The following is a 16,565-nucleotide window of genomic DNA, read 5'->3' as shown; positions in this document are numbered from 1 at the left end:
CGAGGAGGATCGTTACTTCCGGTTCTTCGGGATTCCGTCGCGGACCGGCCTTGAGCGTTTCCTGCGTGGGCTGGTGGCCGTCGGCGATGCGCACGTGCTGGCCCTCGGCGCGTTCCGCGTCGACCACCTGGTCGGGATCGGGCACTTCGAGACCCTGGTCGGGGAGGTTGCCGAGGTCGCTTTCCTGGTCGACCCCCACTCCACGCGCACGGGGTGGCCACGTTGCTGCTGGAGCACCTGGTGGCCGCGGCGCGGCAGCGCGGGATCCGGATGTTCCTGGCCGAGGTGTTGGCGGAGAATTCGGCGATGCTGCGGGTGTTCCTCGACAGCGGCTTGCGGTGCAGCACCCGGCTGGACGGGACGACCTACCAGGTGAAGCTGGACCTCCACATCGGCGAGCAGTACTACTCCCGGCTCAGCGACCGGGAACGGGTGGCCGATGTCGCGAGCCTGCGGTGGTTGCTCCGCCCAGCGTCGGTGGCGGTGGTGGGGGCCAGCCGGCGAACGTCCGCCGCCGGCAACGCCGTGTTGCGCAACATCCTCGACGGCGGCTTCGCCGGTGCGGTCTACGCGGTCAACCGCCGTGGTGGCCGGGTCTGCGGCCTGCCGGCGCATCGAAGCGTGATTGATCTACCTGACCCGCCGGAGCTGGCGGTTCTGTGCGTGCCAGCGGACGTCGTGCCGGATGTCGCTGAGGAATGCGGGCGGTCCGGGGTGCGGGCGCTGGTCGTGCTCGCTGCGGGGCTCACCGAGGACCAGGTGCTCGCCGAGCGGCTGCTGGAAGCGGTCCGCTGTTGGGGGATGCGGCTGCTTGGGCCGAACTGCCTGGGGGTGATCAACGCTGATCCCGAGGTACGGCTCAACGCGACCTTCGCTGCGGCCGGCATCCCGGCGGGACAGGTGGGGGTCGCCACCCAGTCCGGAGGCGTCGGGATCGCTCTGCTCGAAGGTCTTTCCGGACTAGGACTGGGGATTTCCGCTTTGGTGTCCACAGGGGATAAATACGACGTGAGCGGCAACGACATGCTGCTGTGGTGGGAGCGCGACGAGGCCACCCGGGTAGGAGCGCTGTACCTGGAATCCTTTGGCAATCCGCGGAAATTTGCGTGGCTGGCTCGCCGGGTGAGCCGCACCAAGCCTTTGATCGTGCTGCGCAGCGGCGCGAGCCCGGTCGCTCAGCAGGCGGCGGCATCGCACACCGCGGCCACCGCGACGCCGGGCACGACCAGGGACGCCTTGCTGCGGCAGACCGGTGTCATCGGCGTCGACGATCTCGCGGAACTGCTGGCCGTGATCGGCGTTGTCTGCTGGCAGGCGGTGCCGTCCGGGCGGCGTGCCGCGGTGGTGACCAATGCCGGCGGTCTCGGCGTGCTCTCCGCTGACGCATGCGCACGAGCGGGGCTGGAATTCCCGTCACTGCGTGAGGACACCCGCGACTGGTTGGCCGCGAACCTCCCGGGGCACGCGAGCCTGAGCAATCCGGTGGACGCGACTGCCACGATCGACAGCGACAAGTTCGCGCGAACCGTGACGGCCGTCCTCGGCGATCCATCGATCGACTCCGTCGTCGTGCCGGTGGTTCGCACCGCGGTAAGCGATCCGGCAGCGGGGCTGGCCGAGATGGTGGCGCGGGTGCGGGCGGGTGGATGCGACAAGCCGGTGCTCGTCGTGCGCGGCGGGCAGTCGGAATCGGTCGCTGCGCTCGAAGCGGGCAATGTGCGGGTTCCCGCGTTCGCCGATCCCTCGCTGGCTGCCCGCGTGCTTGCCGATCTCGCCGAGTACGCGCACTGGCTGGCTCGCCCTCCCGGAGTCGTTCCCGACTTCGCTGATGTCGACATCGCCGCGGCCCGCGCGCTCATCGCAGAGGCGCTCGAGAAGATGCCCGGGGGAGGGTGGCTGGATCCGGAGCCTGTGACGGCTGTCCTGAGGCACTTCGGGCTCCCCGTCGTGCCGGCGAGGACCTGCACCACCGTGGCTGAGGCCCTCGCCACATTCCGTGAGCTGGGCGGGTGCGTCGTCGTGAAGGTCCGGGCGGCAGGAGTCCTGCACAAGGCGCAGGCAGGCGGTGTCGTGCTGGGCGTGTCGACCGTCGCCGAGCTGCGCGGCGCCTGGACTCGGCTGCATGGCCGCTTCGGCGCAGCGTTCAGCGGCGTCGTGCTGCAACCCTCGGTAGAGGCCGGGCAGGAGTTCTTGGTCGGCGTTACCAATGACGCCGCGTTCGGTCCGGTGGTCACGTTCGGGCTGGGCGGGACCGACACCGATCTGATCGCCGACCGCAGCCACCGGCTCGTCCCGCTGACCGATCGCGACGCCGCAGACATGCTCCACGAACTGCGCGCCGCTCCGCAGCTGTTCGGCCACGCGCGGCTGGACAGCGGCAAGCTGATCGACGTGCTGCTGCGCACCGCTCGCATGGCCGAAGTGCTGCCTGAAATCGCTGAGGTGGACCTCAATCCAGTGATCGCCTCCGAACGGGGCGTGTGCGTTCCCGACGCGCGCGTTCGCCTCGAACCGCGGGAACCCGTCGACCCGCTGATCCGCAAGCTGCGGGCGTGAGTGGTGACCATCAGCCCTACCCGCCCACCTGGCCGGTGCGGAACCGTCGACGCGGGTGTTTCGTCTGCCGAGGTGACATTTGATGGGTGGTTTGCCCAGCAGCAAGCGGCGTCGGCTCGACGAGCCGGCTTGTCGGTGGTCGGCCGGTGGATCAGCGGTGGAGACGAAGCGCTCGCGGTGGTGCGGCTGCTCGCTTACGCGGCGGGGGCCTTCCAAGGCAATGTCGACTACCAGCGCGAGTTGAGCTTGTGGACCAACGCGCCGGGCGAGTCGAGAGGGGAGGGCGAGCTTGGGTTGGCCTGGGACGACCTATTTTCGGCGGGTTTGGGGGCGGTCGGCCTGGCCACCTCCCGGACCCGGATTCCGGATGAGTCCGTGCTCGCCGCCCGGATCGAGCGTGAATCCCTGCTCGTGGTCAGCAGCCGGGGTGACGAGTCGCTTGATCACATCCGGGCCGGCGAGGCCGTCGAACAAGCGTGGCTGGAGGCCACCAGCGCCGGACTGGCGGCCTCGATCATGACGCAGCCGCTGCACCTGGAAGAGGTCAGGGATGCGCTGGCGGTCCGCCTCGGGTTGTCGACGGTGCCGCAGGCGCTGATGCGGTTCGGGCATCCAGCGGAGGCGACGCCCGGAAACCGCAGGGGGCAGCCGTGACGATTCCTGGGCCGAAACCGGTGACGGTGGGCATCGACGGCTCCTCGTCGGCGCTCGACGCGGCGTGCTGGGCGGCGGCCGAGGCTGTTCGCCGCAGCACGTGGTTGCGGGTCGTCTTCTGCGATGTCCTCGCGCAGATGTACCTTCCGGATCTGCCGACGATGCCGCCGCCGCAGACCTATAGCGACGCGCTGGCACGACAGGCCCAGGTTTGGCTGCACCGCGCCAAGGAAGAGGCGCACGCCGCCGCCCCAGTGGTGGAAGTGCGGACCTTCGTCCGCGCCGGCGACGCCGCGTCCGTGCTCATCGAGGAATCGCGCAAGGCGCAGCTGATGGTCGTGGGCAGCCGCGGACTCGGTGGCTTCACCGGCTTGGTCGTGGGATCGGTCGCGGTGGCCTTGTGCGCGCAGGGTCAATGCCCGGTCGCGGTCGTGCGGCGACCGGCGACCGACCTGAGGCCCGACGCGCCGGTCGTCGTCGGCGTGGACGCCCGGGACGGGCAGGAGCTGGTTCTGACAGCGGCGTTCGACGCCGCCGCAATGCGCAGCGCCCCGCTGGTCGCAGTCCACGCCTGGCACGAAGCCGGGTCCGAACAAGCCTGGTACAGCTTCCACGCAGAGGGCCGTGGCGCCGCCGTACAAGCCGAGGAAGAACGTTTCCTCGCCGAAACGATGGCCGGCTGGGGCGACAAGTATCCGGATGTCGCGGTGCGACGCGTCGTTGCGCACGGCCGACCAGCACGAGCACTGCTCGAACAAGCCGAACACGCCCAGCTCGTCGTCGTCGGTGCGCGCGGACGAGGAGGTTTCACCGGCCTGCTGCTGGGTTCGACGAGCCAGCAGCTCGTGCACCACGCACCGTGCCTGCTGCTAGTGGTGCATTGATGTCGGGGAATTCCCGGAAGGAGAGGGCGATGCACTACTGGGACGGCTACGGAGTGGGGGTATGGGGGTTCGCGATGATGACGGTGAGCATGGTGCTGTTCTGGGCACTGATCATCGCCGCCATCGTTGCACTGGTCCGCTACCTCGGGCGCACCGGGCGGGCCGAGAAGGGCACCGGCTCCGCGGAAGAGATCCTCGGGGAGCGGTTCGCTCGTGGAGACATCGACGAAGAGGAATACCGCCGCCGGCTGCAGGCGCTGTCGGAGCACGGTCGCCGGAGAACATGACGTGCTGCGGCGCCGGATGTATCGCCCCTTCGCGGTGGTGGTACCCGAGGCATGCGGATCGTGCGCCGACGCCTTCCAGCAACCGAATTCGTTTTCAGGACGGGGAGAAGATCCGATGAACAAGGAAACGAAGGAGACCGGTACCACGCCTGACACCACCGTCACCTCGACGCCCTGGGAGGTCACCGGCCGAACCGTGACGATCGACGACTTCGCCGCCGAATACGACTTCGACGCAGTGGAACACCTCGTGGTGAACAGGCCGCCGGATGCGGTGTACTCCGCCCTCCGCCACCTCGATCTGCTCACGATCCGGTCCCGCACCGCTGACCTGGCGATGTGGGTGCGCGCGCTGCCCGAACGGCTCAAGAGACGCGTTCCGCCACGGCAACCGACCCGGCTGACCTACGACGACCTCGTCGCCAGTGAGGACTGGGTGCTGCTCGGCGAGCAACCGGGACGCGAGGTCGTCTTCGGCGCGACAGGCCGGTTCTGGACCCCGATCGTGCGCTGGGAGCCCGTGCCGGCCGAGGAGTTCCGCGAGTACGGCAAACCCGGCCGAGGCAAGATCATCTCATCGCTGTCCGTACGCCCCTACGGCCGCAACAGCAGTCTGGTGACGTACGACATCCGCACGACGCTTTGCGATCCGATGACCCGTCGGGTGTTCGGGGTGTACTGGCGGACGGTGAAGCCGTTCGTCCGGGCGATCATGCGGGCCACCCTGCGCACGGCCGCCGAGCAGGCGGCATAGTCGGCGGCCGCGATGTCGCTGTGCACCGATCTGTACGAGATCAGGATGGCGGCCAGCTATCTGCGCCGTGGCATGACCGCGCTGGCGACGTTCAGCCTGTTCGCCCGGAAGTTGCCGCGTGATCGGGGATTCCTGGTCTCCGCTGGCCTTGCCGACTGCCTGGATTTCCTCCAGCACCTGCATTTCGACAATGACGAGCTGACTTACCTCGCCGACGTGGTCGGGCTGCGCGAGGACGACTTGGCGGCGCTGGACGAGCTGCGGTTCACCGGCGAGGTGTGGGCGGTGCCCGAGGGGCGGGTGGTCTTCGCTGACGAACCGTTCCTGGAGGTCACCGCACCTATTGCGCAGGCGCAGCTGGCGGAGACGGCTTTGCTGAACTTCGTGACGTACCAGTCGTCGGTGGCGGCCAAGGCGGCACGGTGCCGGATCGCCGCGCCGCGGGCGGATCTGATCGACTTCGCCGCACGGCGCACCCATGGCCTGGAAGCCGCCAGGGCGGTCGCGCGGGCATCGGCGATCGTCGGCTTCGCAGGCACCAGCTACGTGGCCGCGGCGCGGGAGTTCGGCCTTCCGGCTGCCGGGACGATGGCGCATTCCTATGTGGAGGCGTTCCAAGATGAGCGGGCGGCTTTCGGGGCCTTCGCGGAAGACTTTCCCGGTGCCACGGTGTTCCTGGTGGACACTTATGACACGTTGCAGGGTGTGCGCACCGCCATTGAGGTCGCCGCGGAGGCACGTCCCGGCGGGCACTTGGGCATCCGGCTCGACTCCGGCGACCTGGGCGAGCTGGCGATCCACTCCCGCCGCCTGCTCGACGACGCCGGCTTCACCGATGCGCGGATCATGGCCAGCGGCGGGCTGGACGAGCACCAGCTCGCGGCCCTCGCCGACACCCCGATCGACGCCTTCGGCATCGGGACTCGCATGGGTGTGTCAGCCGATGCGCCGTCCTTGGACAGCGCCTACAAACTCGTCGAATACAGCCATCGCCCGGTGATGAAACTATCGTCGGGCAAACTGACCGCGCCCGGCGCGAAGCAGGTCTACCGCGGCGATTCCGGAGAGCCGGACCTCCTCGTCCTGCGAGACGAAACACCACCAGATGACCGAGAACCGTTGTTACGTCTGATGATGCGCGGCGGAGATCGCCTGGACGGCCCGGAACCCGTCGCCGTGGCGCACCAGCGATTCGATCGAGATCTCCAATGGCTCCCCGATACGGCGCGCCTGCTCACCGACCCCACACAGGTCGAGGTGAAGTGGAGTACGAAGCTGCGACGGTTGACGGGTGATCTGCAACGGTTCCTGGCAACCCGGTACGGCCTGGAGGACACCTCTAGCCGATAGCGGTGTTCCGGTCGACGCTTCGAACGACCCCGGGTTGCTTCACACGTACCTGCAAGCCACGACAACGAGTTTCGTCGCGATCGTGTTCTTCCAGCTCGGAACCGCGCTCACCGCCCGCACCGCGCTGCGCCGAGTGGGCCTTGCCACCAACCGGCTGCTGCTCGCGGGCTGCGCGTTCGAGATCCTGTTCGCCGCCGCGATCATCTACCTGCCGCCGCTGCAGGCCGTGTTCGGCACCGCGCCCCCGCCTGGATGGGCCTACGCGCTGATGCTGTCCTTCCCCGTGCTGGTCTGGGGTGCCGATGAGTTCTACCGCTACCGCGGCCGGACCCGGTCGACCGCTGTTCCGGAGCAGCACAGTGCCGGGATCTCGACTGGGAGTGGGCCGGACGGCTCAGGAGACGGGGCACGCGACTGCGCGCCGAGACCGGCGCGGCCGCACGGGCCCGGTCTCGATGACGAAATGCCCTAATCGCCGCCGGGCGGGTGGTCCAATCTTGAGTGGAGGAAAACCTTCTGGAGCACGTGATGGACGCCAAATCGGTCGGGGCCCACGTTCGTTGGCTCACCCATTCCCTGGGGCGGAATCCGTTGCGGCGACGGCTGGACCGGGTCGCTGCGATAGCGATTCTCGCGTTGCTCGCAGCGGCCGTGTTGATGGTTCCGGCTGCGATCGCGGCCGGAAAAGCGAGCTATGCCAGTGCGGCAGGTGCGGCTGCGGTTGCCGCAGCGACCGGGCGACCGGTGGAAGCGGTGGTGACGGGTACACCCGAAGCCCACGTGATCGGCGGACCGGAGAACCACTCCGTCACGTACTCGGCCGAGGTCTCGTGGATCGGCGCAGACGGGAACGGATACATGGATACGACTGCCGTCCCGCCGAGAACAGTGCTTGGCAGCAAGATCTGGGTGTGGGTCGACAGGGCCGAACACATCACGGTTGCGCCGCCGAGCGAAAGCCAGCTGCGGGCCTCTGCTGTCGGTTTCACGGTCGGAATCATGGTCACCGGGCAGTTGCTGTGCGCAGTGTCGATCTGGGGTGTTCGGAAGATCGCCGACGCATGCGCCGTGCGTGCCTGGAGCCGGGAGTGGGCGAGCGTCGAAGCGAAGTGGCTGGAGCACTGAGCCGTTGGTGTGACGGGAGTGCGATGTGGGGACCGTGAACTATGACGGGCCGCTGGTGGTGGGAATCGACGGGTCGCAAGCCAGCATTCGCGCCCTGCGGTGGGCACTGAGGGAAGCGCGGGTACGCGCTGCGTCGGTGTACGCGATCATGGTGTGGCAATCGCACGCGGTTCTCGCCGGGCCCGGGCCGCTGACGATGCACCCCGAACTGGCACCGCATCACGCCCGCGAACAGCGCTGGCGAGACCTCACCAGCATCGTCAGAACCTGCCTGGGCGGGGAGTCCGCACCCGAGGTGCATGCCGAGCTCCTGGAAGGACACCCCGCCGAAGTGCTGGCGGACCGCTCGATGAAGGCCGCCATGCTGGTGCTGGGCGATCAACGGCATGGGCGGGTTGCCGACGTGGTGCTCGGCAGCACGGCGCTGCGCTGCATCCACAAAGCACGGTGTCCGGTGCTGATCGTCCCCACCGGAATGGACATCGGGGACATCGATGAGGAAGCAGCGGAGAACCCGGGCCTCGACCCCGTGCTCGGTTGAGCAGGCGACTGCGAAACGGTGCAGTGGACGGGGATGTAGCGGAGAATCGTCGGAAGACCCGAAACGCCGCGTCTCGAAGCGGATAGGTCGGTTGTAGGTGTTTGGGGCGGTTGCCATGGTGGAGGCAGGTCGCAAAGCGGTGGTCGTGGGCTTCGACCATTCGGAGTTGTCCCGGCATGCGGTCAGGTGGGCCGCGCGGGAAGCATCCAGCCGACGCAGGCCGCTGCTGCTGGTGCACGTGTTCACGTGGCCGTTCGAGGAGGCCACGATGGTTCGCCTTCCGGGCCGCGATGACATGCTGGAGCCTCTCCAGGAGAACCTGCGTCGCGAGCTCGCCGTTCTGGGCGAAGACTGCCGGCAGATCGACCCCGAGCTGGAAGTGCACTCCGACCTCCTGTTCGGGGATCCGGCCGGCGAGCTGGGTGCGCTGGCCGAGAAGGCCGAACTGCTCGTGCTCGGCGGCGCCCAGGTCGATGGCGGCGGCGTGCTGGGCTCGACGTCGGCGGAGGTGCTGGCGAGCCGGTCCGGGGCACCGGTCGTCGTCGTTCGTGGTGACCGCGAGCATCCTGCGCTGGAGGCAGCGCCCGTCGTTGTGGGCACCGATGGATCAGCGACTAGCAAGCTCGCCGTCGGTTTCGCCTACGACTTCGCCTCGCGCCACGGCTGCGAACTCGTGGCGGTCCACGCCTGGAGCGACCTCCCACTGGACCCCTTCGCGCGCGTGCAGGGCTGGGAGCTCCCCTGGGGCGAGGTGCGCGGTGAAGCCGAAGAGGTGCTCGCCGAATCCCTCGCCGGCTGGGGAGAGCGCTACCCGGACGTTGAAGTGCGGCGGGCGATCACGCCGGAGCAACCGGCTGAAGCGCTGCTCCGGGAAGCCCAGGAGGCGAGCCTGCTCGTCGTGGGCAGCCACGGGCGCGGTCGGCTCCGCCGGGTTTTCCTCGGTTCGGTGAGCCACGTGGTGGCGAACCGCGCACCGTGTCCCGTCGCGGTGCTACGCGCCGAGCGGTGACAACTCCGGCACGCGATGCCGCGGATCACGATGCCTGGGTCTTGGTGCCGCGGATGACCGCGATCGGGCAGGGGGCGTGATGCAGGACGCCGGCTGCTACGGAGCCCAGGAACAGTCCGTCGAAGCCGCCGCGCCCGCGGTGTCCGACGACCAGTAGCTGAGCGTCCCGGCCGGCGTCGGTCAGCGCTGCTACGGGGTGTCCGTGCTGCGCCACCTCGCGGGTGTGGACCTTCGGGAACTCCGCGCGCAACGCGGCCGTCAACTCGGTGAGCGAGCGTGCGATCTCTCGCTGCACCCGCTCGCGGTCGACGGGCGTCAGCGGTACGGCGAGCAGCCCCTCCTCGTGCCACACCTGCATGACCACCAAATCCGCTCCGCGGCCGGCCGCCTCTTCGAAGGCGAACCGCAGCGCGGCCAGGCTGCATTCCGACCCGTCCACGCCGACCACCACCGGACCCACGGTCGTCGGAACACCCTTGCGCACCACGACCACCGGGCACGCGCCGTGGGTGGCCACGGCCGCGCTGACTCCGCCCAGCAAGGCGTCGGTGAAGCCCCCGTGCCCACGTGCACCGAGGACCACCAGCTGCGCCTTCTCGCTGTGGCGCAGTAGCTGCTCGACCGGGTGACCGGGGACGATTTCGGTGTTCACGTCCACATGGGGTGCTTGAGAGCGGCATTTCGCGGCGGCCTTTTGCACGGCTTTCTCCGCGTAGTCAGCGCGTGCGGGGTCGTCGTTGACGATCACCAACCGCAGGGGTGCGCTGTGGAGGTCAGCTTCGGCCACAGCCCAGACGGCCGCCCTGACGGAGTCTTCCGAGCCGTCGACGCCCACGACGATGGACTTGTCCGATGTCGCCATCTCGCCCTCCTCTTCAGCTTTCGCCGCGGACAACGGCCACCGGACACGTCGCGTAGTGGAGCAGGCCGGCGGCCACTGAGCCCAGCAGCAGTCCGGTGAACCCGCCCCGTCCTCGATGCCCGATGACGAGCAGCCGTGCTTCTTCGCCGGTGGCGGCCAGCTCGGAAACCGGGTGGCCGCGTTGCGCGACTTGTCGCACCGGCACGTTCGGATAGGCCTCCGCCCACCCGGCGAGCTGTTCGGACAGCCCGCGCAGGGCTTCCGCTCGCAGGTCGAGCAGCTCGTACTCCAGCCTGGGCACGATCGGGGCGTACTCGACGTCCCGCCAAACCTGCATGGCCACGAGTTCGGTGCCGTACCGGGATGCAGCATCGAATGCGTACTGGAGGGCTGGGCGGCTGTACCGGGAGTTGTCCAGCCCGACGACCACCGGACCGGTGTCGCGGTGGTCGCGGACCACGACGACCGGGCAGTTCGCGTGCGTCGCGACCTGGCTGCTGACCGACCCCAGTACCGTCGCACTCAGAGTGCTGCGTCCACGTGACCCGACGACGACCAGCTGTGCGTTGCTGGACAGGTGCACGAGCACGTCGGCCGGATGCCCGTGGACGACGGCCGGCTCGATTTTCAGTTGCGGCCAGCGGGCGACGAGTTGATCAGATACGGCCCCGACGGTGTCCCACGCCTCATCGTCCTGCAGGGGATTGTCGGTGACCATCACGACGCGAACCTGCGCCGCCTGCCGCAGGTCGGCCTCGCGAGCGGCCCAGACGGCAGCGGTAGTGGATCGTTCGGATCCGTCGACACCCGCAATGACCGGCGCGTTCGTCATTTCAGCCCCCACAACGCGAATCCGGGCCCACCGCAGAACGCGAGCTTCGTGTGCCACTAGGGCATTGGCCCGGTGTCGTTCCCCAGGATGCGGGACCTGCCGAGGCCCTGCACGTCGCACCTCGTCCTGCGTTCATGACGACGGTTCGTTCGAGGTGGAAGAGCGGGGACCGACGACCAAGGGCCGGAAGGCTCTAGCGACCGGTTGCGCAGCGGGCGCAGAGTGCGAGAGCTCGAGCTGGAGGTTGTGATGGTTACGCTGAGCATCATCAAGGCCGACACCGGAGGGTTCGTCGGGCACTCGGCGGTGCACCCCGACATGCTGGCCGCCGGGCAGGATGCGCTGAGCAGCGCGGTCGCCGACGGTCTGCTGCTGGACGGCAAGGTCGGTCATTGCGGAGACGACCTGTCGTTGATCATGACCCACGAGCACGGTGCCGATGCCGAGGAAGTGCATTCCTTCGCCTGGGACGTGTTCCTGCGAACCACGGAGATCGCCAAGGGGCTCGGGCTCTACGGTGCGGGGCAGGACCTGCTTTCCGATGCGTTCAGCGGGAACCTGCGGGGGATGGGCCCGGGGTACGCGGAGCTAGAGTTCACCGAACGCCCGAGTGAACCGGTGGTGTGCTTCCTGGCGGACAAGACCGAGCCGGGGGCGTGGAACCTGCCGCTGTACAAGATGTTCGCGGATCCGTTCAACACCGCGGGCCTGGTGATCGATGCGAAGATGCACGCAGGGTTCCGGTTCGAGGTCTACGACCTGTACGAGGAGAAGCGGATCTGGTTCGACTGCCCTCGCGAGCTCTACGAGATGCTGATGTTCATCGGGGCGCCGGCCCGGTACGTGATCCACTCGGTCGAGTCGAAGACCCTGCACGAGCAGGCGGTGGCAACCTCCACTCAGCGGTTGTCGCTGATCGCGGGCAAATACGTCGGCAAGGACGACCCGGTGATGATCGTGCGCTGCCAGTCGGGGCTGCCCGCCCTTGGTGAGGTGTTGGAGCCGTTCTCCTTCGCCTACACCGCGGGCGGGTGCATGCGCGGATCGCACCACGCACCGATGATGCCGGTCAGCGTCAACGACGCCCACCCGGCACGGTTCGACGGACCACCCCGCGTGGTCGCCCTGGGATTCCAGGTGCATCAGGGCAAGCTGATCGGGCCACGTGACCTGTTCGACGACCCGTCGTTCGACCGCGCCAGGGCGCAGACCAACGAGGTCATGGACTACCTTCGCCGCCACGGGCCGTTCGAGCCGCACCGGCTTCCCCTGGAGGACCTGGAGTACACCACCATGGCGGACTTGGAGAAGCTCCTGGCCGACCGGTGGCAATCGATGCCCGAAGCCGCTGTCCCGGCCCCGCGCTGACGCGGGTAGCCGATTGTCGTGGTATCGCGCGATTTCCGGGGCAGTGGGCGCTTCGCCTCGCCAATCGGTTCCGCAGCGTTGGATGCAGCCGCAGGTTCCCACAGCCTTTCGGCGCAGGACGTCGTGCGATCCCTGCACACCGACCTCCAGCGCGGTTGGAGCGGTATGGCCCGAATGTGCTGCCCCGAGCGGGTTCGGCAGGCCCGTTCATTCGGCTGCTGCGGCAGCTCAACCACCCGTTGATCTATGTGCTGCTCGTTGCCGGGGCAGGCGCGTTGGCGTTCGGCGAAGCCGTCGACGCAAGCGTGATCTTCGGCGTCGTCCTGGTGAACATGCTCGTCGGCTTCGTGTAGGAGTCGAGGGCCGAAGCGGCGCTGGACAAGCTGCAGATGATGGTGCGCACGGCCGCGATAGTTCTCCGTGACGGCCGTGAGCGCACGGTGCCATCCGACAACGTCGTGCCCGGTGATGTGGTGCTGCTCGATGCGGGCGACAAAGTACCGGCGGATCTCCGCCTAATCCGGCTGGCCAATCTCCGCGTCGACGAATCGGCACTGACCGGCGAATCCGTCCCGGTGCTCAAGGAGACAGCCGAGTTGCCGGCGGCGACGCCCGTGGCTGATCGCCGCAACATGCTGTACTCGGGACGCTCGTCGCTACCGGAGCTGGGTTGGGCATCGCGGTGGCCACCGGGGCGGACACCGAGCTGGGCAACATTCACCGACTGGTCGCTTCGGCCGAGGAACTGGCCACCCCGTTGACGCGGAAGATGGCCTGGCTCAGCAAACTGCTCACCGTCGCCGCCGACAAACGACTGCGCAAGCGCCTCATCTAGCCACCGTCCCTAGCTAGCTGTGAAGGTGCGCGGGCTCGCCGGTCACTTGCTCGACGTCGATTTCGGCGCTCTTGAGCAAGCGGTGAGCCAGGTCGTACAACGCCCGGGCGGCTGCCAACTCATCCCCGATTTCCGGCACGTTCTGATCCCCCGGATTGCGCCGGGCCGCACCTTTGCCACGGAGGTCGGTCGCGTCTCGGGTGTGCAGTCGCGCTTCGGCGTGCGTGTGGTCGGCATCCTCGTAAAGATCGATGTCGACGGTCCAGCGTTGTGTCGACGTCATGTCCGGCTCCTCGCTACTCGGTCTGAAGCTTCCAGCCGTCGAGCAGGAGCAGCGCCCCGGCCAGCGCCCCGGTCGCGAAAAAACCCGCGCCATCACCGAGGAACAGGCAAAGTACGGCAAGGCCTGCCGACGTGATCCCAAGTGCCCTTCGAGCCGACAGCCATGCGCGGAAACGGGTGAGCGGACGGACGTCGTTGATCTTCCGCGCGAATGCCGGGTCTTCGGCGTTCAGGTGCCGCTCGATCTCGTCGAGGAGCCGGCGTTCGTATCGTCGAAGCATGACTTCCTCCGGAGCTCGACCAGCCTGCTGGGGAAAGCATCGCCAAGCGCGAGTACGACGAACAGAGCCCATTGGCATCTCTCGGGCTCGTGGTGAGTCATCGACGTCGAGTTCCGGTGCGTCACCGTCTACGTGGGCACCGTGCGGACGCCGTCGGCGAGCGTCGATGTTCAGCGGACTATGGCCACAGGGCAGGGCGCGTAGTGCGCTACGGCGTGGCTGACCGAACCGAGCAGTGTGGAGCGGATGATTCCGCGTCCCCGAGTGCCGACCACGAGGAGATCGGCGTCGACCGCAGCGGTGAGTAGGGCTTCGGTCGGGCCTTCGGTAGTGGTCACGGTCTGGTGCAGGACAACGTCTGGATAGCGGTCCCTCCAGCCCGCCACGGATTCGGCCAGAACCCGGCGGCAGTCATCGACGACGTCGGAGCCGGAGATCCATCCCTGGTTCGGGCGCAGGGCGTCAGACGGTTCCTCGGCGAACGCCAGCAATGCAGTCAATTCAGAGTGGTGGCGGGAAGCGAAGTCGTAGGCGAAACCGACCGCCCGCTGGCTGCATTCGGAGCCGTCCACCCCTACGACGACGCGTTCGAAACCAGCGGGAGGTCGTGCCGAGGCCGGCTCTCGCTCGCCGCGCACGACGATAACCGGGACGTGCGCGGTGCGTACCAGTTCGCCGGCGGTTGAGCCGAGCAGGACCCGGTGAACGCGGCCCAATCTGGGCGGGCCCAGCACGAGGACGCTCGCATGCGTGGCTGAGTCCAGCAGCACACTCGCCGGATGTCCCATGCGTACCGCTGTCCGCACCGACAGGCCCGGAAGCTGCCGGCGGCATTCCGCAGCCATGTCCGCCGCTGCGCGCTCGGCGGAGCTGCGCAGGGGCTCGAAGGTGACGGTTTCGGTGGGGAGGTGGATGCGGGTCAGCTCCTCGAGCGGGACGGAGATGGCGTGCACCAGCAGCAAGGGCTGCCCGCGGGTGACGGCCTCGAGCGCCGCCCACCACACGGCCCTTCGTGATTCGGCTGAGGCATCGAATCCGACGACGACCCCGCTGGACTGGAGCATCGGCATCGCGATCAACCTCCCGACACCATGTGCCGTGGCTAGCGCCGCCCGGGCGCCCAGCTGGAGCGGCACGCGGGTTCTGGTGGATCTTCTGGACGATACGAAGTCAACCGGGAACCACTGCGACTGGGCACGGCGCGTGGTGCAGTACGCCCCGGGCCACCGATCCGATCAGCAGTCCGGTGAACCCACCGCGGCCGCGGTGGCCGACGACCAGCAGTTGCGCGTGCTCGGCGGCCTCGTGCAATGCCTGTACCGGAGGGATGTTCGACACCACCTGGCGCACGACCACCTCCGGGTAGGACGCGGTCAGGGGCGACAGCTGTTCGGTGAGTTGCTGCTTGGCGTGGGCCAGGAGTTCGTCGCGATCCGGGTGGTCGTATGGACCTGGTATGAAGTAGGCGTTCGGTAGCGCTTGCAATGCGACCAGCTCGCTGCGCCTGCGGTTCGCGATCTCGAACGCGAACCGCAACGCCGGCCGGCATCCGGGGGAGCCGTCGACACCGGCGACGACCGGGCCCGGCAGATCCGCACTGTCGCTCGGTACGACGACCACCGGGGACGAGGCGTGCGTGGCGACCGCGGCGCTGGTCGAACCGAGTAACGTGTCCCGGAACGCGCCTTGTCCTCGGGATCCCACCACGACGAGCCGCGCGGAAGCCGATCGGTGTACCAGTTCTTCGGCGGGGTGGCCGTAGGTGACCTCCTCGGAGATTTCGAGCTCGGTCACGGCCTCCTGGCAGCGGCTGCCGATGTCGCGCACCACTTCCTCGGCGTACGGCTTTCGGATGGGGTCGTTGTTTACCAGGACCAGGAGCAGCGGTGCCGACAGGAGTTGCGCTTCGCCCGCAGCCCACAGCGCCGCCTGCATGGACGATTCGGAACCGTCGACGCCGGCCACGATGGGCTGTTTCGCTCGCGTCATGCCTCGCGCCTTCCGCGATGGTCGTGCCACAACGCCGACCACGCTGCCAACCACGGTCGCCGTGCGGATAGAGCCGATCGGCCCTGGAGCCCGGCAACCTCGTTGTGAATAAGGTGAGGCTTGCCTGAATTCTTCCTTGTTGAAGGAATTTGCGAATGTTGTTCGGTAATGCGTTGATCGGACTGCGGGAAGGGCTGGAGGCCGTTCTCGTGGTCAGCATTCTGGTCGCATTCCTCGTCCGGACCGATCGCCGCCGCGCGCTGGCGCACGTCTGGCTCGGGGTCGCCGTGGCGGTCGCGCTCTCGGTGGCCCTGGGCGCGGTGCTCACCTACACCGCGGCGACGCTCAGCTTCGAGGCGCAGGAAGCCTTCGGCGGGATCGCCTCGATCATCGCGGTCACCTTCGTCACCGGCATGATCTTCTGGATGCGCCGCGCCGGCCGCACCCTGGCGGCCCAGCTGCGCGGGCAGCTCGACGAGGCGCTGCAGCTCGGCCCGGTCGCCGTGGCCACCGTGGCGTTCCTCTCGGTCGCACGGGAGGGCATGGAGACCGCGGTGTTCTTCTTCTCCAGCGTCCAGTCCGCCGGCGGCGGCACCGTGCTGCCGCTGGTCGGCTTCCTGATCGGCATCGCGATCTCGATCTTGCTCGGCTGGCTGCTCTACGCCGGGGCGATCAAGGTCAACCTGTCGAAGTTCTTCACCGTCACCGGCGTGCTGCTGGTCTTCGTCGCCGCCGGGGTCTTCGCCTACGGCGTGCACGACCTTCAGGAGGCCGGGATCCTGCCCGGCCTGAACACGCTCGCCTTCGACGTCAGCAACATCATCCCGCCGACGTCCTGGTACGGCGCGCTGCTGAAGGGGATCTTCAACTTCTCCCCGCAGACCACCGTGGTCGAGGCCGTCGTCTGGGTCGGCTACGTCGCGATCGTCCTGCCGCTGTTCCTCCGCCCCCACCGC

At 68.2% G+C, this 16,565-nt stretch carries 20 protein-coding genes and 1 pseudogene; 15 read left to right on the top strand and 6 right to left on the bottom strand.

Annotated features, from left to right (window positions below):
* The first annotated feature begins 213 nt into the window (after positions 1-213).
* The 10 genes from BLW84_RS35570 to BLW84_RS35525 all read left to right on the top strand — a co-directional run bounded on the left by BLW84_RS35570 (position 214) and on the right by BLW84_RS35525 (position 9,160).
* Entirely contained in the window at positions 214-2,556 is a 2,343-nt protein-coding gene (locus tag BLW84_RS35570) for an acetate--CoA ligase family protein (protein ID WP_245761617.1), read from the top strand.
* A 135-nt stretch (positions 2,557-2,691) separates the two neighbouring features.
* Positions 2,692-3,210: a nitroreductase family protein gene (locus tag BLW84_RS35565; RefSeq protein ID WP_245761625.1), complete on the top strand. Its 519-nt coding sequence runs from the start codon at positions 2,692-2,694 to the stop codon at positions 3,208-3,210.
* Positions 3,207-4,094 carry a universal stress protein gene (locus tag BLW84_RS35560; RefSeq protein ID WP_093274798.1) on the top strand — a complete coding sequence of 296 codons (888 nt, stop codon included), beginning with the start codon at positions 3,207-3,209 and terminating at the stop codon, positions 4,092-4,094. The genes BLW84_RS35565 and BLW84_RS35560 overlap by 4 nt, the downstream gene beginning before the upstream one ends.
* 29 nt (positions 4,095-4,123) lie before the next feature.
* Positions 4,124-4,381, top strand: a complete 258-nt coding sequence (locus BLW84_RS35555) for an SHOCT domain-containing protein (RefSeq protein WP_093274795.1) — start codon at positions 4,124-4,126, stop codon at positions 4,379-4,381.
* A gap of 115 nt (positions 4,382-4,496) precedes the next feature.
* A complete protein-coding gene (locus BLW84_RS35550; protein WP_245761616.1) occupies positions 4,497-5,135 on the top strand; it encodes a hypothetical protein in 639 nt (212 codons plus the stop codon).
* A gap of 12 nt (positions 5,136-5,147) precedes the next feature.
* Positions 5,148-6,485: a nicotinate phosphoribosyltransferase gene (locus BLW84_RS35545; protein ID WP_093274794.1), complete on the top strand. Its 1,338-nt coding sequence runs from the start codon at positions 5,148-5,150 to the stop codon at positions 6,483-6,485.
* A 34-nt stretch (positions 6,486-6,519) separates the two neighbouring features.
* Positions 6,520-6,957: a cation transporting ATPase C-terminal domain-containing protein gene (locus BLW84_RS35540; protein WP_245761615.1), complete on the top strand. Its 438-nt coding sequence runs from the start codon at positions 6,520-6,522 to the stop codon at positions 6,955-6,957.
* A gap of 56 nt (positions 6,958-7,013) precedes the next feature.
* Positions 7,014-7,610: an Rv1733c family protein gene (locus BLW84_RS46715; RefSeq protein ID WP_143061216.1), complete on the top strand. Its 597-nt coding sequence runs from the start codon at positions 7,014-7,016 to the stop codon at positions 7,608-7,610.
* Between the two features lie 34 nt (positions 7,611-7,644).
* Positions 7,645-8,151 (top strand): universal stress protein, encoded by a 507-nt coding sequence (locus tag BLW84_RS35530; RefSeq protein WP_245761614.1) that lies wholly within the window; start codon positions 7,645-7,647, stop codon positions 8,149-8,151.
* 115 nt (positions 8,152-8,266) lie between these two features.
* On the top strand, positions 8,267-9,160 hold the full coding sequence (locus tag BLW84_RS35525; RefSeq protein WP_093274784.1) for a universal stress protein: 894 nt from the start codon (positions 8,267-8,269) through the stop codon (positions 9,158-9,160).
* Positions 9,161-9,185: 25 nt separating this feature from the next.
* On the opposite strand, the gene BLW84_RS35520 is transcribed toward BLW84_RS35525, so the two are convergent.
* Both BLW84_RS35520 and BLW84_RS35515 read right to left on the bottom strand, forming a co-directional pair.
* Complete coding sequence (locus tag BLW84_RS35520; RefSeq protein WP_093274782.1) at positions 9,186-10,022, bottom strand: universal stress protein; 837 nt, start codon at positions 10,020-10,022, stop codon at positions 9,186-9,188.
* A 13-nt stretch (positions 10,023-10,035) separates the two neighbouring features.
* Entirely contained in the window at positions 10,036-10,854 is an 819-nt protein-coding gene (locus tag BLW84_RS35515) for a universal stress protein (protein WP_093274780.1), read from the bottom strand.
* 249 nt (positions 10,855-11,103) lie between these two features.
* On the opposite strand from BLW84_RS35515, the gene fbp reads away from it, so the two are divergent.
* From fbp to BLW84_RS50670, 4 genes and pseudogenes are all read left to right on the top strand, one after another.
* A complete protein-coding gene (fbp, locus tag BLW84_RS35510; protein WP_093274888.1) occupies positions 11,104-12,222 on the top strand; it encodes a fructose-1,6-bisphosphate aldolase/phosphatase in 1,119 nt (372 codons plus the stop codon).
* Between the two features lie 176 nt (positions 12,223-12,398).
* A complete protein-coding gene (locus tag BLW84_RS49545) occupies positions 12,399-12,575 on the top strand; it encodes a hypothetical protein (protein WP_245761613.1) in 177 nt (58 codons plus the stop codon).
* A gap of 36 nt (positions 12,576-12,611) precedes the next feature.
* Positions 12,612-12,812 (top strand): annotated as a pseudogene (locus BLW84_RS50675) (P-type ATPase actuator domain-containing protein); the annotation flags it as partial.
* 80 nt (positions 12,813-12,892) lie between these two features.
* Positions 12,893-13,057, top strand: a complete 165-nt coding sequence (locus BLW84_RS50670) for a hypothetical protein (RefSeq protein ID WP_245761612.1) — start codon at positions 12,893-12,895, stop codon at positions 13,055-13,057.
* 13 nt (positions 13,058-13,070) lie between these two features.
* On the opposite strand, the gene BLW84_RS35500 is transcribed toward BLW84_RS50670, so the two are convergent.
* The 4 genes from BLW84_RS35500 to BLW84_RS35485 form a co-directional block, all read right to left on the bottom strand.
* A complete protein-coding gene (locus BLW84_RS35500) occupies positions 13,071-13,340 on the bottom strand; it encodes a DUF1876 domain-containing protein (RefSeq protein ID WP_093274777.1) in 270 nt (89 codons plus the stop codon).
* A 13-nt stretch (positions 13,341-13,353) separates the two neighbouring features.
* The gene (locus BLW84_RS35495; protein WP_093274775.1) at positions 13,354-13,620 is read right to left on the bottom strand and encodes a DUF3040 domain-containing protein; all 267 of its coding nucleotides are present in this window, start codon (positions 13,618-13,620) and stop codon (positions 13,354-13,356) included.
* Between the two features lie 170 nt (positions 13,621-13,790).
* Positions 13,791-14,690 (bottom strand): universal stress protein, encoded by a 900-nt coding sequence (locus BLW84_RS35490; protein WP_093274772.1) that lies wholly within the window; start codon positions 14,688-14,690, stop codon positions 13,791-13,793.
* 100 nt (positions 14,691-14,790) lie between these two features.
* Positions 14,791-15,609 (bottom strand): universal stress protein, encoded by an 819-nt coding sequence (locus tag BLW84_RS35485; RefSeq protein WP_093274771.1) that lies wholly within the window; start codon positions 15,607-15,609, stop codon positions 14,791-14,793.
* A 155-nt stretch (positions 15,610-15,764) separates the two neighbouring features.
* On the opposite strand from BLW84_RS35485, the gene efeU reads away from it, so the two are divergent.
* Positions 15,765-16,565: iron uptake transporter permease EfeU (gene efeU, locus BLW84_RS35480; RefSeq protein WP_093274769.1), on the top strand; the 801-nt coding region annotated here is incomplete at its 3' end.

The sequence above is a fragment of the Saccharopolyspora shandongensis genome (assembly GCF_900106995.1).
Taxonomy (GTDB): Bacteria; Actinomycetota; Actinomycetes; order Mycobacteriales; family Pseudonocardiaceae; genus Saccharopolyspora; species Saccharopolyspora shandongensis.
The sequence above is the reverse complement of the archived record's forward strand: the minus strand, read 5'-3'. Positions and strand labels throughout refer to the sequence as shown.

What these genes read in the sequence shown, in the direction of transcription:
- BLW84_RS35555 (WP_093274795.1), top strand. Translation starts at nt 4,124, where the DNA reads ATGCACTACTGGGACGGCTACGGAGTGGGGGTATGGGGGTTCGCGATG.
- BLW84_RS35550 (WP_245761616.1), top strand. Translation starts at nt 4,497, where the DNA reads ATGAACAAGGAAACGAAGGAGACCGGTACCACGCCTGACACCACCGTC.
- BLW84_RS35545 (WP_093274794.1), top strand. Translation starts at nt 5,148, where the DNA reads ATGTCGCTGTGCACCGATCTGTACGAGATCAGGATGGCGGCCAGCTAT.
- BLW84_RS46715 (WP_143061216.1), top strand. Translation starts at nt 7,014, where the DNA reads ATGGACGCCAAATCGGTCGGGGCCCACGTTCGTTGGCTCACCCATTCC.
- BLW84_RS35525 (WP_093274784.1), top strand. Translation starts at nt 8,267, where the DNA reads ATGGTGGAGGCAGGTCGCAAAGCGGTGGTCGTGGGCTTCGACCATTCG.
- BLW84_RS35520 (WP_093274782.1), bottom strand. Translation starts at nt 10,022, where the DNA reads ATGGCGACATCGGACAAGTCCATCGTCGTGGGCGTCGACGGCTCGGAA.
- BLW84_RS35515 (WP_093274780.1), bottom strand. Translation starts at nt 10,854, where the DNA reads ATGACGAACGCGCCGGTCATTGCGGGTGTCGACGGATCCGAACGATCC.
- fbp (WP_093274888.1), top strand. Translation starts at nt 11,104, where the DNA reads ATGGTTACGCTGAGCATCATCAAGGCCGACACCGGAGGGTTCGTCGGG.
- BLW84_RS35500 (WP_093274777.1), bottom strand. Translation starts at nt 13,340, where the DNA reads ATGACGTCGACACAACGCTGGACCGTCGACATCGATCTTTACGAGGAT.
- BLW84_RS35495 (WP_093274775.1), bottom strand. Translation starts at nt 13,620, where the DNA reads ATGCTTCGACGATACGAACGCCGGCTCCTCGACGAGATCGAGCGGCAC.
- BLW84_RS35490 (WP_093274772.1), bottom strand. Translation starts at nt 14,690, where the DNA reads ATGCCGATGCTCCAGTCCAGCGGGGTCGTCGTCGGATTCGATGCCTCA.
- BLW84_RS35485 (WP_093274771.1), bottom strand. Translation starts at nt 15,609, where the DNA reads ATGACGCGAGCGAAACAGCCCATCGTGGCCGGCGTCGACGGTTCCGAA.